Origin of the sequence: Bacillus sp. T3, assembly GCF_033449965.1 — a bacterium.
In the GTDB taxonomy this organism is placed as follows: domain Bacteria; phylum Bacillota; class Bacilli; order Bacillales; family Cytobacillaceae; genus Bacillus_BU.
Genome location: NZ_CP137761.1, coordinates 1,762,129 through 1,776,396, shown reverse-complemented (window position 1 = coordinate 1,776,396; position 14,268 = coordinate 1,762,129). Strand labels below are relative to the sequence as shown.

Sequence of the window (14,268 nt, the reverse complement as noted above, 5' to 3'; positions counted from 1 at the left end):
TCAAATTGATTCTTGTTAAACTAAATGATCCGTTATATGTCAATAGGGAAGTTCTATTGAAAATCGCACCCATTATTTAAATAAGGCTGTTTTCGTATAGTTTGTTGTTTTTTGAAGAAAATTGAGTATGATATAATAAATATTGGATAAATAAGGGAGGTGTATTTTGTGGTAAAGAACTTACCTTTGCTATTAGCAATGTTAATAGTTGGTAGCAGTGCCTTAACAATAAGCCTAACTACACAGTTACCAGAGTTGTTACATTGGATTTTGATAACAATTGCTGTTATTCTGAACATTTGGAGTGCAATAGGTTTAATTCTGCACGTTGGTATTCAAAAACTTAGTAAAAATTGAAATCATATTATTTCTCTTAACGTGTTTACAGTAGTTTAATTGGATTTCTGACATGCAGAAACAAGCATTAAATTTTATTATTATTAACTTTTACCAATGTTTTGGCGATGATGTCGTGTAGTACCTGTTTTCTTTCAGTAAAAGCTGCCAATAAATAACCAATACCACTAATGAAGCTGTCATTTTATTTGGTTTATCAAAAAGGAAGTTGGTTTCTTCGTGTTGTTTCTCTTGATATTCAATTACCAAATTTAAATTGGATAATTTACATCGACTGGTAATGATCTTCCCATTTTATTTGTTTTCCCTTGATCAGCCCTTAAGAAATCAAATCCATGCTGTCTTGTGCCCTATACTCCTAAAAGCTCATCACATAATGTGATTACATAATCTTCATCCTTACCTGTACGTTTGTTCATATAACTTCTCCCATCTCCAATCCTTTCTTTCTCCATAATAAAAAAGCGACCTTCATCCTGAAAATCGCTCTTCTATTATGAAAGTAAAATTCTTAAGAAGTTCACTTTCATTAATCGTTATCCTATTCGTTAAATCTTTTGTTCTCAATACAAACTCTTTAACCCCTATAAATTCCGATTCAGCTATCAAGTAAAACTGTGTTCCTTTTTTATATCCATTAAACTGCCTTTTTAGTGTAAATAACTTCATTGAATAACCTCTAGCGTTGAATTTAATAATTATAGGTCGAATTATACCATATAATATTGGTTGGAATTGTAAGTATTCTTTAGCTCACCTGCCCCGTTCTTTAAGTACTTTCTTCACATTAACTTCCTAATTTTTACATTATCCCATAACTTGTTGCTCATCAATCTGGCCAATACAAATATAGACACAGCTCGTGTTAGAGATTTGCACCCGATTACTGAATATCGTTTTTGAAGTAAAGCACCTGATTGTTTAGTAACAATTGCCCTTTATTTGTTAAATCTTTCTATATATATCTATAAGATGAATAAATTAAAATTTTGTATGACTAAAGATATAAACATAAGAGATAACACAAAACAGAAGATTGAAAACAATTTCTTTTTAAGAAGTAAATGTTCTATCCCCATTAGTAACCAAAATCCTGCAATAACTATTTGTCCAAGCCCATTATAAAAATAATTAACACTATTATCTTTAAAGGTATATATACTAATAATTATATAAACAATTAAAAGTATTAAATAAATTACTAAAAAAGGTTTAATCCTTTCTTTATTTATTTGCAAGCTAATTTTTTTCATAAGTGACCTCATAATTTTCACCTTACTTGCTATTTGTCCTAATTTTACCATTTATTTAAAGTTTCATCTTTAAAGATTTATATAATTCTTCCACATTTCATAATAAACCTGGCCTGTAATTGATTAGAGGCTAAGAAAATGGACTGCTATATTTAAAAGTCCATTTTCTAGCATTTTCGCGCTCTTTAATTGAATAACTTAGATTTTTCCGCTTCCTTAAAAACCATATATCTCCAGTTCAACTAACACACCGTTTATTAACAAATCAAGCTGAGTTTTCTTTTATGGTGATAACCTGATAAATGCAAAAGAAAATGATGTCCTTCTTGAATATCTATCCAACTCTACTCTTTTTCTGTGATATTTTGTTTGATTGTCTTTCCATTTCTGACCTTCGCCCATTGTTCGACCTTGTTTTCTTTGTTCAAGTAAAATAGGTATTCTATATTGCTCTCGTTACCATCTCCTAATGGTTTCACTAGATACGTTCTCGTTGCTGCCCACCATGCATCGTGTGACTGTCTATCTACCACAGTAATATCAAAACCCAATTTCGACTCAATTTGTTTAACTTCCTTGTATCTATCCACCGATTGCCATGTGCTTAATCCGACCACCACTATAAGTACCATCCCTATGCCGACAAACTTGAACCTTTTTGAATTATCCCTTCTTATTTCCGCCACTTTATCCGCCTCTTTTGTTCTAAAAATATTCCAACTTTTGAGTATCCTCTCAAAAATGTAACATAAATTAATACTTCTCAAAGTTTGCTAATCCCACGCCCAGTTAGTGGAACAAGAGAATGGAAAACAGCTATTGGAAAAATAATAAAAATCCAATTAAAAAGCTGTAAAACTCTGAACAAAACATTTTGCTTTTTTCCTTCTACTTTTCTTATATATAAAAAGGAAATCAAACCAATTACAGGTGTAAATAAACCAGTTACACCGTAATTTGGCTCAGATGCATCGATTAATTCTTCAATAAGAAAGGCAGAGAAAATAAAGTTGATAACTAATAAAAACAATGGAATCAATATATTTACTTTTTTCATCGTTATTTCAGCCAATTAAACAACCTCCATTCTCTAGCTTTATAAAATGAACCTGACTAATAAATCCAAATCTTTATAATAACATTTTCTAGATTCAACTAGATATACCTGCTTCTTTAACTACCCTGACCTGTTACTTTAGATGTAGAATTTCACAATCTCTTATAAAACGTTTACCTAGTTATCTAATAAAATAGCCGCATTCTAATTTGAGAAATGCGCCCAATTGCTGTTAAGATCTATTCAATTTTAATCTCTATTAAATTTAATCTTTTTCATATTATGAACTTTATTCGCTAAAACAATTGCTATGTACTGTGGAATTAAATTCAAAAGACTTACAACCACTAATAGTTGAGAAGAAGTAAATGGTTTAAAATATCCACCATCCCACATCTCTGTTTCGGACATATTTGCATTAAAATAATAAGAAATTACAAAGGATAAAACATTTCCGATAATAATGGGTATGAAATTATAAAAGGATTTCAAAACGAATGCTAGAAAGGAAGTTGCCACAATCATTATTAGATACCCAATCATTGAACGTTTAGTAAAGTCTTGTTTCATTGAAAAAAAACAAATGGAAAACAGTAGAAAATAACTAAAAAGATAATGATGCCTATTTTCCTCAAATTAGAACCCCCTATGTTAACATATTACAAGGTGTAAATTTACACTAACAATAACATAAGATATTCAATTTATACAATTATTTAAGAATTCATTCTCCACTAACCTACCCTAAAGCTTATTAAAGGCCGTGAAAAATGGACTGCTAAAATTATCAAGTCCATTTTGTTGCATTTTCGCGCCTCCTATCCGTCGTACAAGAAAGAACGCAGATTCAATGCTCTAGAATTGTTCTCTTGAACATATTTAAAAACAACACTAATTCATTATTTATTTAGATGCTTATAGTCTAATACTTCTACCTTAAAGCCATGACTACATCCAATTTTAGGACTATCACAAGATGGAGAAACTCTTACCTTAACCAAGTCCTCTATGTATTCAAATGAATCATTGTTGCTGTCGGGAATTTGAATTTTTAGGGAAATATCATACGTATGATTGTTGTTATAAACAATATTAAAAATCCTCTGTTGCTGCCAACCAAAACTGGAAGCCTCTTTTCCTCCGTACTCTTTTATTACACTTTTATCAATAGCTGGAAATATAATATCTCGAATAATATCTTCTGGTGTAACATACCAGTCTTCTGCATAAGGTTTAATTTCCTTTGGCTCTGGTGGTTTAGCATGAACCAAGTTATCTGTGTAAAACATTAATAAAATTGCAAAGAGTACAAACATTTTCTTCATGATGCTCGCTCCCAATAATTTTTAACGTTAGATTCCACATAATCAATTAATATTATCCATAACAATTGATTAATAAACTCGTTACTTTAAATCCAGCATTTCATAATCTCATCTAAACTCCAACCTAGTGGTCCGGGTATTTTTCTGTATCTAGTAAAACAGATATGGGCGCAATCATCTCTCGATAATTACGCCCGATTGTTTAGAAACTCATTACTTCATTTAGTTAAAATTCAATTGATTTTGCATGGTGTATTTTTCTCAATATTCATTTACAATTTGTTCTTAAATGAGCCGCACCCTATACTTCAGGAATAACCCCGGCAATTAGGAGGATGAAGATGACCAGACCAATTAGCATTAACGTTAGAGATGCCATGAACACAGGCCCTTTTCTGAAGACAAGTTCCGATCGTTTCTGGATAACGCCTGTCATGGCGCTAGCCTCACTTTCACTATACTTTGTGAAAATGCCTCCACTGCTAGAAAACCAAAAGGTGATCATAGAAAAAGCGACTCCTCCAAAAAACATAATTTCAATGAATCGGATGGCAAATTTCTCTGCAACATAATAGGTGATTGCTGCTTCCACAATTAATGATATTAAAAAAATGATAAGAGTCTTCTTCATCTCATTCCCTCCATATTTTATTTATTCAACTGCGGTAGGTTGACAGTTTCGGATTAAACTAGGTCATATCTATAATAATCCCATTATCTTTATCATAACCGCCCTCAATAAATGTTTTTTCAGCTGCTTTCCCAATCAAATAAGTAGATGAAGCATCAAATGCTCCACCAACTACTCCCCCAAGTAATGGCACCATTTTGCCTAAATTAATAACCCCTTTTTCTCCAAATTTCGTTACTAATCTAAAACCAACTTTTTGATTAATTTGTTTTATAACCTCACCGGGTATTCTTTTAATTTGTGCTTCGCCAACCTTCTGAGCAATTTTAATTCCACTTTGCTTTACTAATTCTGATGCAGATTGTCCTGTTAAGCATGCATATACAAAAGTTTGTACTTGGTCATCCTTTAAATCGTACCCACGAATATAAGCAATTGCTGCAATCATTCTCATTTGCATATACATTACAGAAGCTAGATTTGTAGGGATGGCGACAGGCATAACAATAATTCCACCTAACCCAGCAACAAATCCATTTGTACCTGTTTTTCCTTGTTGCCATCGGATTAAACTTTTGATTGCTTTATCATTAGAAGAGTGTTTTGACGTATAGCTATTAGCTAACTCATCAACTGAAGCTGTACCTGGTATCCCGTTTAATACTTTTTCATATGTCCAATCTAAAAATTTTTGCACATTACCTTCGTTTAGACCCATATGTAATTCCTCCAAATTTGCTTAAAATAATGTGTGTGTAATCCTATTACTCTGTCTTTTTATTAATTTCCTTAGTATACATAAATCCAGTACTGATAAAAATTTTTAAAAATGAAGTTCTACAATCCTTGTTACATTAAACTAATTACGTTAGTTAAGTAAACTTTATCACAAACTCATCTATTCCTTATCAAAAAATATACAATTTTCTTTAAAGGGTTGTTCAATTAAATGAACGCCTTCTACTAAAGTACCCAAGCATAAAATGGGAGCGAAAATCTTGTGATATCGCGCTCTATTGTTGAATTGGAACACAGTGTTTATAAAGCAGCCATTACCATACTGATAGCCTTGTTCTTGTGTCATTTTCGTCGGTAATGTATTGGAGATCATCAAAACCTCTTAACTTGGCATTATTATATAAGTTTTCAAGTTTTTCTCTGTCCTTACAATAAATTGTGAAATAAACAGAATCAACGACTAAAAGCACCAGCTCACATCCGCTATTTAAAAACTCCTCATACGTCTCAATATTTGCTGGATTCTTTCCTTTTGGGTATGCTTTTAAATCAGCAAAAATAAGATTATACGTTTTATCTTCTAAAAAACCTTTAAGGAATAAGCCATCTATTTCGTTTTTCTCTTGTAGGAAAAGGAGTTCTCCTAACTTATCAACCTCCACTGAATATGATTCCTCGCCCTCAATACGCCAAATATATTCAGTTATGTTAATGGGCTTTAATACTTCCCCAAGGAAACTTCCGTATTCATTTGGAATTTCAAAACTAATTCCTCGTCTCATATTTATCACCTGGCTTTGTTTTTCCGAATCCTTAGTGTAATTACATTTCTAGTTTTCCCTATAAAAAAGAGATCGCAGTTCTTTACGAAGCGCCCTTTAATTCTATTTACGGGTTAAGCTGAACAAGGAAAGGCGATGCCTTCTTAAAGCATCACACCAGTTAGTTGAAGAGTGGGGAATAGATTATTAAGAGAATACCTAATAAAATAAGACCAACAATAATAATTAATCCATTACTAAAATCTAATACGAGACCTAAAATCACCCATAGGAAATAGAAAATTTTGGTTTTTTTACTTTCATTTTTATAATTTTTATAAGCTTCTTTAATAAACCACCCTAAAATGATACTTCCACAAACCACCAATATAATCCCTATAGCCACTACTTTCATAATCGTACGGTTTCCTTACTCCTTTTTAGGAATTGATATACCTGTTAGTTTGTCACTTTTTTACTTCCAATAATCTAGCTATTAATTGTTTAAAGGCATGAAAAATAAACTTCAAATTCAAAAAGTCCAAGTTGTTGCATATTCGCGCCCGTTCGGAAGAACGTTCCAAGATGTCATGAGTAAAATAAATCAAATTATTTTGATGAATAATTGACACGAGAAAATATTGTATTTAATATAAATATATCAAGATTATTTGATGAAGGAAAAGAGGGTAAATAATATGAAAAAAGAAATGGACTTAAACATTGATTTTCAAGACGATTCAATGGATCGATTGTTTGAACAATATGAACAAAAGTTTAAAGCCCTCGCTGACAAAAAAAGACTACAGATTATGAATCTTCTTACGAAAAATGGGACTATGTGTGTTTGTGACTTAGCTCCCTTGGTCGATATGGCACAATCTAAATTATCTTATCATTTGAAGATTTTATTAGACGCAAACCTTATAAAAAAGGAAACAAAGGGAACTTGGAGTTACTACGAGTTGAATCAGGATGAGTTAAATCATTTACTATCACATGAACTTTGTTGCGTTTTCAAGTCGACTTGTTGTTAATTTTTTTAGATATTAAATCAAATTTTTTTGATTAACATAGGAGGTATATGATAGTGAAGGGAAAGTATGATTTGAGAGAAGGACCTATTGCATCTACTTTGATGAAATTAACTTTGCCGATTATTGCAACGAATTTCATATCTACAACCTACGGGCTTGTTGATATGATCTGGGTTGGGAAATTGGGAAGCAGTTCAGTCGCGGCTATTGGGACAGCAATCTTTTTCGTGAACTTGGCAGTTGCGTTATTTACGATGGTTTCCATCGGTACAGGCGTCAAGGTTGCACATAGCATAGGCGCTGGAAGAGAAGATCAAGCCAAAGTTTATATCCATAATGGATTATTAATGTCTTTGTTACTAGGTTTCATATATATGTTGTTTATTTTCCTAACAAGAAATGATTTAATAGGTTTTTTTGATTTAGGCAGAGACGAAATAGAAAAAATGGCCTCACAGTTTCTCACCATATCGATTATTGGAACGATCTTTTCTTTTTTTAACATCTTACTCAGTACCGTTCTAACTTCAATGGGGAACAGCGGAAAACCTTTTCTCGTACAAACGGTTGGGTTCCTTGTAAACTTGATTCTTGACCCTTTATTCATTTTTGGATTGGGGAATTTTAAAGGATTAGGTGTATCAGGGGCGGCACTTGCTACTTTATCGGCCAATGTAGTTGTAACTTGTTTGTTTATCGCGCACACGAAAAACCTAACTTTGTTCTCCAAACCGTTTATGTTCAATGTAGGAAAAATGAAGGAAGTTCTTCGGATGGGAATACCGATCACGCTACAGCGGGTTACCTTTACCGTAATTTCCATTATTATTGCTAAAATTATTGTCCAGTGGGGACCAAATGCTATTGCTGTCCAAAGAGTCGGAATACAGATTGAGTCGATTTCTTATATGACAATTGGTGGTCTTCAAGGTGCCATTGCAGCATTCATTGGCCAAAATTACGGAGCGCACAAACAGGACCGAATTAAAAAGGGGTATAACAATGCCCTATTCATCACATCGATTTTTGGAGTTTTGATTTCGTTTTTATTCATTTTACTTCCACGGCCAATTTTTTCATTATTCTTGTCGGATGAATCCAGCCTTTTTCTAGGCAGTGACTATATGAGAATTATTGGATATTCCCAATTGTTTATGTGTTTGGAGCTTATGACAGTCGGTGCATTCAACGGAATTGGAAAAACCTATATTCCACCTATTTTCAGCATTATTTTAACAACATTGAGAATTCCAATGGCGATCATGCTGTCGGTTCCTTTTGGACTGAATGGTGTTTGGATGTCCATTGCATTAAGCAGTGTCCTAAAAGGAATCATTCTTGTTTTTTGGTTTAAGCGGACACTTGGAAAAATGAATCAAATGATAAAGGGATCAAGGTTACAGGATGAACTGAAAGAAGGTACATTGTAATGGGTATGTTGAATCATGAATTATTACAACTCGTGATGGACAATTATTTATATAAAGATATTTGGCGTGGCAATTTTGGTTTGGAAAAAGAAAATAACCGAGTCGATAAGAATGGAAAACTAGCATTGACACCCCACCCAAAATCTTTTGGAGTAAAAATGGAAAATCCGTATATTAAGACGGATTTTTCGGAAAGCCAAATCGAAATGATTACGCCTTCATTCGAAACGATTGATGAGACATATCAATTTTTAGAAACGATCCATGATATTGTGACACTTGAGTTAAATGATGAATATCTATGGCCCAGCAGCAATCCACCTGCATTGCCTAATGATGAGGAAATCCCAATTGCTTTGATGAATGATCCAGAAGAAGATCATTATCGGCTCCAATTGGCCGAAAAATACGGCCGGAAAAGACAATTAATAAGCGGAATCCATTATAATTTTTCGTTCAATGAGGAGTTTTTAAAAAGGATATATCATGCTTTACATGTCAATAAAAGCTTTAAGGATTTTAAAAACAACACCTATTTGAGAGTAGCTCGAAACGTATTGAAATATCGTTGGTTGCTTATTTATTTGACCGGAGCTAGTCCTGTCTTTGATAAAACCTATATCGAAAAATGTGTTCAATTGAGCGAACACTTGGATGAAGAAAGCTATTTTTTTCCGAACATGGGTTCCTTGCGTAATAGTGTATGCGGCTACCGTAATGAAAAAACATTTTATATTTCTTATGATTCGGTTGAAGAGTATGTTCGAGACTTACAATCGTTGGTTAAATCCAAGGAATTATTGAGTGTGAGGGAGTATTATAGTCCTGTAAGAATAAAACCTGAAAAAGGGAAAGACCTGGTTCAAGCTTTGTTGCAGAATGGAATCGCCTATTTGGAACTGCGTATGATTGATTTAAACCCCCTTTATAAAATTGGGGTTAGCAAAGAATCGCTGAAATTTGTTCATTTATTTCTCCTATTTATGATGCTTATCGAAGACGGGCCATTCGGAGAAGAAGAACAAAAAGTAGCTGCCCTTAATCATGATAGTCTAATCCTGAATGGTTTACAGGGTAGGTTATTTGGTGAAGACAGTTATATAACTTTAGAGGAAAAAGCCTTAGTTTTTTTTAAAGAGATGGAGCACATGTTACAGGTGTTAAAGCCTAGTGACGATACATTCATACGATTACTTAATCAAGAGAAACAAAAGCAATTAAATCCGAAGCTCAGTTTTGCTGCTGTGGTTAAGTCTGAGATTCAAAAGTCCTCTTATCTTTCTTACCATATGGACAAAGCAAAGCAGTATGCCGAGGAAAGTAAGGCAAGTGGTTACCAATTTATTGGCTACGAAGACTTGGAGCTATCCACACAACTATTGCTGAAAGCTGCGGTTAAACGAGGTATTTCGTTTGAATTTTTAGACCGTGAGGAGAATTTTATTCTGCTACAAAAAGGCAATCATAGAGAGTACGTCAAGCAAGCAACGAAAACGTCCCTTGATTCATACAGCACGGTTTTAATGATGGAAAATAAGGTTGTCACGAAGAAAGTCCTTAAGCGACACGGCATTCGTGTGCCAGATGGAAGGGTTTATCGTGATCTGGACTCTGCTCTGGCCGATTATGGGACTTATCGGAATAATCCCATCGTCATTAAGCCGAAGTCGACAAATTTTGGACTTGGCATTACCATTTTCGCCGGGACTTTTCCCTTGAGGATTACCAAAAAGCTTTTGAGATGGCATTTGAACACGACCAGACTGTTCTACTTGAAGAATTTATGACAGGAATGGAATATCGTTTTTTAGTAATGGGCGATGAGGTCGTCGGGATTTTACATCGGGTACCCGCAAATGTTGTAGGGGATAGCATTCACACAATTGAACAGCTCGTCCAAGAAAAAAACAAGGACCCATTACGAGGAAAAGGTTATAAAACCCCTCTTGAACGAATTCAATTGGGTGAAGTGGAAAAGATGTTTTTGAAAAATCAATCGAAGCATATCACCGATATTCCGAGTACAGGTGAAATCGTATACTTACGGGAAAACTCAAATATCAGTACTGGCGGAGACAGCATTGATTTTACGGATGAAATTCTGGAAAGTTATAAAAAGATTGCCATTCAATCTGCTAAAGCTGCCGACGCTACGTTCTGTGGAGTGGATATGATGATCGATGACATTGAAAAAGAAGCGACTGACTCGAATTATAGTATCATCGAAATTAACTTTAATCCTGCTATCCATATTCATTGTTATCCCTACAAAGGACAAAATCGAAAGGCTGATGAAAAAATTCTCGATTTGTTGTTTGGGAAAATGCAATGATACGCTCATATTGAATTGGTCGTAAAAGGTTAATCTAAAAAAAAAAATCCTTAGAAGAGAATTGATTTCTCTCTTTTAAATAAGGTAGTTAGTCTTTCGCTAACTACCTCTAATAATGTTTTTATTTTAACAACAGCTGCTCTCATTACCCAATAATACAAGCCCATTAGCCTTTTGAGTGTATTCAACGGTAAGACCAGCAGTAAACGATTCAATGTCAGGATCAATTGCAACTCGAATTTCATTAATAGTTACTAATTTATCATATTTTCCGGCTCATCCAGAGCCAGCCCCACATTAGGACCGCCTCAGCCATAGCCTGCGAAATATACACGAATGTTTTTCGCTTCATGTTCCTGGAATAATTGCTTCAAAACATCACGTGCTTGATCTGTAATATTGAATAACAAAAAAGTCTTCTATTTAGTTGATGTCACTTACTCAATAGCTAGTTAAAAACACTTTCCCTTTAGTTATTTTAGATGATTCAACGACTTCGATAGCACTTTTTACATTCAATAAATCAAACTCAGAATCTACCGTCATCAAATGCAATTTTTTATTACTTATTAAATTTATTAAGTGATTAAAGGTTTCTTGCCATTTATCTGCTGAGACAGCATTATTCCAATTTCGCAAATGGAACATATTCGCATTCACTTTCACTTTATTTATAATTTCTGCCCAATTTACTTGTATCCCTGATAAAAGACCGATGGTTAGAAAATTACCGTTAGGATGTACACAATAAGCTAATTCATTTCCAGCCAAACCCCCAACAGAGTCAATAGCTGCATCAGCACCCCTTCCATTAGTTAATTGCAAAACCATTTCATCTAAGTTATTTTTAGATGTATCAATCACATAAGAAGCACCAAAATGAAGTAATTCCTTTGTATACTTATTGTTTCTAGTAACTGCAATCAATCGAAAACCCAAAACTTTCGATAATTGAGCAAAAATATGCCCAATAGAAGAACCGCATGCGTTAACTAATAAAACATCATTTGGCTTTAATTTTAAAACTTCTGTACAAACTACCCATGCCGTTATTGGATTAATATACATCTGTGCTGCAGTAAAATCATCAATCGAATTAGGTATAGGAACCGCAAACCCTGAAGATGTCTTAACAAACTCTTGCCATGTACCTTCCCCACGCAAAGGTAAAACACGTTTACCAATAAATTGCTGAGAAACTAAAGGACCGACATCTTCTACTATTCCAACTCCTTCATATCCCTGGAATATTAGGTAATGAAATCCGATGAGAATATGAACCTCTGATCGGTATTAAGTCTGAAGGATTGATAGGGCGTGCTAGCATTCGAACAAGGATTTCATTATCTTTTGGTGGTTCAATACTTTTAGACTCAATTCTTAACACATCTTTAGGGCTACCGAATTCATATAATTTAATACATTTTGCTTCCAAAATTATAAGTCTCCTTAATACAAATCAGTTTTATAAAATTATATCATCTTCACCCCAGCTGCCTTGTAAAGTTTATCTAATTTTAAACAATTTGCGCCTTAACATAAAGAAAGAGCACAATTCTTGATGGAGAAATGCGCCCTTTCGTTTAAGATTACCCTCTCTTTTCAACAGCTAGCAAAGTTCCTAAACCGATTAGAGTAAACCCACTAACCTTTTTTTGCCACTTCATTGCAGTTTTATTTTTAGTTAAAACATCCCTAATTGAACTCGCAACAATTGAATAACATACATCAATTGTTAAACTAAGCATTCCAAAAATTACTCCTAAAAATATGAATTGAAAAAAAGTGTTGCCCATGTCGTGATTAATAAATTGTGGGAGAAAAGTAAGAAAAAATAAAGCTACTTTCGGGTTTAAAATATCAGTTATTGCTCCTTGCCAAAAAGCTTTCCATATTCCACCTTTATTTTCTCGAATATCAATGTTTATTCCTTTTTTATCTCGAACAGTCTGTATTCCTAAATAAATTAGATACGTGGCACCAATATACTTTACGATTTGAAAAACAGTTGCAGAAGTCATCAAAATAGCTGATAGTCCAAATGCAGCAAGTAGAATATGAAACATAACCCCTACTTGCATTCCAAATGCTGTGGCTATTCCAATCTTTTTGCCTCCTACAACAGTACGGCTGACTATAAAAGCCATATCTGGTCCCGGAATAATAGCTATTATCAATGTAGCGACTATGAAAGCTGTAAAATGAGTGAAATCTATTATATTAATAAAATCAAGCATAAGGTACCTCCGAAATTATACATATTTGTGTGTTTTTTCACTAAATTCAACTTCCTTATTCTAATTACCATTGTGATCAGTTTGTATATTTATACCACTAAATGTTTATTTATTCAATTGTTTTATCTTTTTATTATTGAAGTATTCTGTTCCTTTAATTGATTAAAGGACAAGAAAAATGGACTGCCAAAATTAACAGTCCATTTGTTGCATTTTCGCGCCCTTTAACGGAATAACCAATATTTGGTTTCAATCATAAAATCACTAAATTCATATTGTACTAATGCTACCGTTTTTTAAGTACAATCCTTTTCAATTTTATATACTGGGGATACCCCACAAAAAGATCTTATAAGGTCTTTATAATTAACATTGTTTTTTTCTATTATATAATAACGTTATATTCCTTTAATTCCTCTCTCAAATCCGTTGAACTATCGAAAAGAATTGCATTAAAATTAAGTTTTTTTGCAGCTTCAATATTAGCCTTGGAGTCATCTATGAAAATGGACTCTTCAGGCTTTATTGAATATTTCTCTATTAATTGTTTATATATACCTTCTTCAGGTTTGACCATTTTTGCTTCATAAGAGGCAACTCCACCATCAAAGTGTTCAAAAAAGGCATATCTCTTCGTTACATTTTCAAATGCTAACAAATGAAAAACAGACAAAAAATAAGCTTTATAACCTGCGTTTTTTACACTTTTCAGAATATCTACAGTATCTTCAATTGGCGTAAACAACTCATACCAATTTTCAAATGCAAGCCTTATCAGATGCCCATTGTTATGACTCCTTTTAATTATAATATCTTTTGCTTCATCCTCTGTGATAAGCCCTCTGTCCAATAAATCCCATTCTTTACTTTGAAATATTTCTTTATATACTTCAGGAATTTTATCAACTTCTATATTCCTTTGTTGTAGATACACCTCAGGGTTCCAGTTCAATAACACATTACCTAAATCAAATACAATATTTTTAATCATAATCTGCTCTCCTACGATGTACGAATTTTTATGTATTATATATTATAGTGAAAAAACAACTAATTTCAAATGTACTTCCTTAATCAACTGCCTCTTTAGTTGATAAATAACCAGAAAAA

Annotated in this window: 15 protein-coding genes and 1 pseudogene; 5 read left to right on the top strand and 11 right to left on the bottom strand. The window is 33.3% G+C overall.

Going from position 1 to position 14,268, the window contains the following annotated elements; translation table 11 throughout:
* Positions 1 to 168 precede the first annotated feature (168 nt).
* The gene (locus RGF10_RS09200; protein ID WP_318508737.1) at positions 169 to 357 is read left to right on the top strand and encodes a hypothetical protein; all 189 of its coding nucleotides are present in this window, start codon (positions 169 to 171) and stop codon (positions 355 to 357) included.
* A 471-nt stretch (positions 358 to 828) separates the two neighbouring features.
* On the opposite strand, the gene RGF10_RS09195 is transcribed toward RGF10_RS09200, so the two are convergent.
* The 8 genes from RGF10_RS09195 to RGF10_RS09160 all read right to left on the bottom strand — a co-directional run bounded on the left by RGF10_RS09195 (position 829) and on the right by RGF10_RS09160 (position 6,537).
* Positions 829 to 1,026, bottom strand: coding sequence for a hypothetical protein (locus tag RGF10_RS09195; protein WP_318508736.1), 198 nt, complete (start codon positions 1,024 to 1,026; stop codon positions 829 to 831).
* A 928-nt stretch (positions 1,027 to 1,954) separates the two neighbouring features.
* Positions 1,955 to 2,296, bottom strand: coding sequence for a hypothetical protein (locus tag RGF10_RS09190; protein ID WP_318508735.1), 342 nt, complete (start codon positions 2,294 to 2,296; stop codon positions 1,955 to 1,957).
* A gap of 77 nt (positions 2,297 to 2,373) precedes the next feature.
* Positions 2,374 to 2,682, bottom strand: a complete 309-nt coding sequence (locus RGF10_RS09185) for a hypothetical protein (RefSeq protein WP_318508734.1) — start codon at positions 2,680 to 2,682, stop codon at positions 2,374 to 2,376.
* Positions 2,683 to 3,566: 884 nt separating this feature from the next.
* The gene (locus RGF10_RS09180) at positions 3,567 to 3,992 is read right to left on the bottom strand and encodes a hypothetical protein (RefSeq protein ID WP_318508733.1); all 426 of its coding nucleotides are present in this window, start codon (positions 3,990 to 3,992) and stop codon (positions 3,567 to 3,569) included.
* A 301-nt stretch (positions 3,993 to 4,293) separates the two neighbouring features.
* Positions 4,294 to 4,623 (bottom strand): hypothetical protein, encoded by a 330-nt coding sequence (locus tag RGF10_RS09175; protein WP_318508732.1) that lies wholly within the window; start codon positions 4,621 to 4,623, stop codon positions 4,294 to 4,296.
* 58 nt (positions 4,624 to 4,681) lie between these two features.
* Complete coding sequence (locus RGF10_RS09170; protein ID WP_318508731.1) at positions 4,682 to 5,341, bottom strand: EcsC family protein; 660 nt, start codon at positions 5,339 to 5,341, stop codon at positions 4,682 to 4,684.
* Positions 5,342 to 5,675: 334 nt separating this feature from the next.
* Complete coding sequence (locus RGF10_RS09165; RefSeq protein ID WP_318508730.1) at positions 5,676 to 6,143, bottom strand: DUF2691 family protein; 468 nt, start codon at positions 6,141 to 6,143, stop codon at positions 5,676 to 5,678.
* A gap of 160 nt (positions 6,144 to 6,303) precedes the next feature.
* The gene (locus tag RGF10_RS09160; RefSeq protein WP_318508729.1) at positions 6,304 to 6,537 is read right to left on the bottom strand and encodes a hypothetical protein; all 234 of its coding nucleotides are present in this window, start codon (positions 6,535 to 6,537) and stop codon (positions 6,304 to 6,306) included.
* Positions 6,538 to 6,865: 328 nt separating this feature from the next.
* Here RGF10_RS09160 and RGF10_RS09155 point away from each other — a divergent pair, with 328 nt between their 5' ends.
* Genes RGF10_RS09155 through RGF10_RS09140 form a run of 4 tightly spaced genes read left to right on the top strand, consistent with a single transcriptional unit; the run spans position 6,866 to position 10,921 of the window.
* Entirely contained in the window at positions 6,866 to 7,159 is a 294-nt protein-coding gene (locus tag RGF10_RS09155) for an ArsR/SmtB family transcription factor (RefSeq protein ID WP_318509390.1), read from the top strand.
* A gap of 53 nt (positions 7,160 to 7,212) precedes the next feature.
* Positions 7,213 to 8,589 carry an MATE family efflux transporter gene (locus tag RGF10_RS09150; RefSeq protein WP_318508728.1) on the top strand — a complete coding sequence of 459 codons (1,377 nt, stop codon included), beginning with the start codon at positions 7,213 to 7,215 and terminating at the stop codon, positions 8,587 to 8,589.
* Positions 8,589 to 10,376: a bifunctional glutamate--cysteine ligase GshA/glutathione synthetase GshB gene (gshAB, locus tag RGF10_RS09145; RefSeq protein ID WP_318508727.1), complete on the top strand. Its 1,788-nt coding sequence runs from the start codon at positions 8,589 to 8,591 to the stop codon at positions 10,374 to 10,376. Before RGF10_RS09150 ends, gshAB begins: the two co-directional genes overlap by 1 nt.
* On the top strand, positions 10,331 to 10,921 hold the full coding sequence (locus RGF10_RS09140; protein WP_318508726.1) for a hypothetical protein: 591 nt from the start codon (positions 10,331 to 10,333) through the stop codon (positions 10,919 to 10,921). Before gshAB ends, RGF10_RS09140 begins: the two co-directional genes overlap by 46 nt.
* Positions 10,922 to 11,362: 441 nt before the next feature.
* Here RGF10_RS09140 and RGF10_RS09135 read toward each other — a convergent pair.
* The 3 genes and pseudogenes from RGF10_RS09135 to RGF10_RS09125 all read right to left on the bottom strand — a co-directional run bounded on the left by RGF10_RS09135 (position 11,363) and on the right by RGF10_RS09125 (position 14,149).
* Positions 11,363 to 12,356: pseudogene (locus tag RGF10_RS09135) on the bottom strand (zinc-dependent alcohol dehydrogenase family protein).
* 154 nt (positions 12,357 to 12,510) lie between these two features.
* Positions 12,511 to 13,158: a LysE family translocator gene (locus RGF10_RS09130; protein ID WP_318508725.1), complete on the bottom strand. Its 648-nt coding sequence runs from the start codon at positions 13,156 to 13,158 to the stop codon at positions 12,511 to 12,513.
* A gap of 385 nt (positions 13,159 to 13,543) precedes the next feature.
* Positions 13,544 to 14,149: an HAD family hydrolase gene (locus tag RGF10_RS09125; RefSeq protein ID WP_318508724.1), complete on the bottom strand. Its 606-nt coding sequence runs from the start codon at positions 14,147 to 14,149 to the stop codon at positions 13,544 to 13,546.
* Positions 14,150 to 14,268: the final 119 nt, after the last annotated feature.

Bases quoted from the DNA above. Each gene is read 5' to 3' on its own strand.
- RGF10_RS09195 (WP_318508736.1), bottom strand. From the start codon at position 1,026: ATGAAGTTATTTACACTAAAAAGGCAGTTTAATGGATATAAAAAAGGA.
- RGF10_RS09180 (WP_318508733.1), bottom strand. From the start codon at position 3,992: ATGAAGAAAATGTTTGTACTCTTTGCAATTTTATTAATGTTTTACACA.
- RGF10_RS09175 (WP_318508732.1), bottom strand. From the start codon at position 4,623: ATGAAGAAGACTCTTATCATTTTTTTAATATCATTAATTGTGGAAGCA.
- RGF10_RS09170 (WP_318508731.1), bottom strand. From the start codon at position 5,341: ATGGGTCTAAACGAAGGTAATGTGCAAAAATTTTTAGATTGGACATAT.
- RGF10_RS09165 (WP_318508730.1), bottom strand. From the start codon at position 6,143: ATGAGACGAGGAATTAGTTTTGAAATTCCAAATGAATACGGAAGTTTC.
- RGF10_RS09160 (WP_318508729.1), bottom strand. From the start codon at position 6,537: ATGAAAGTAGTGGCTATAGGGATTATATTGGTGGTTTGTGGAAGTATC.
- RGF10_RS09155 (WP_318509390.1), top strand. From the start codon at position 6,866: ATGGATCGATTGTTTGAACAATATGAACAAAAGTTTAAAGCCCTCGCT.
- gshAB (WP_318508727.1), top strand. From the start codon at position 8,589: ATGGGTATGTTGAATCATGAATTATTACAACTCGTGATGGACAATTAT.
- RGF10_RS09140 (WP_318508726.1), top strand. From the start codon at position 10,331: ATGGCATTTGAACACGACCAGACTGTTCTACTTGAAGAATTTATGACA.
- RGF10_RS09130 (WP_318508725.1), bottom strand. From the start codon at position 13,158: ATGCTTGATTTTATTAATATAATAGATTTCACTCATTTTACAGCTTTC.
- RGF10_RS09125 (WP_318508724.1), bottom strand. From the start codon at position 14,149: ATGATTAAAAATATTGTATTTGATTTAGGTAATGTGTTATTGAACTGG.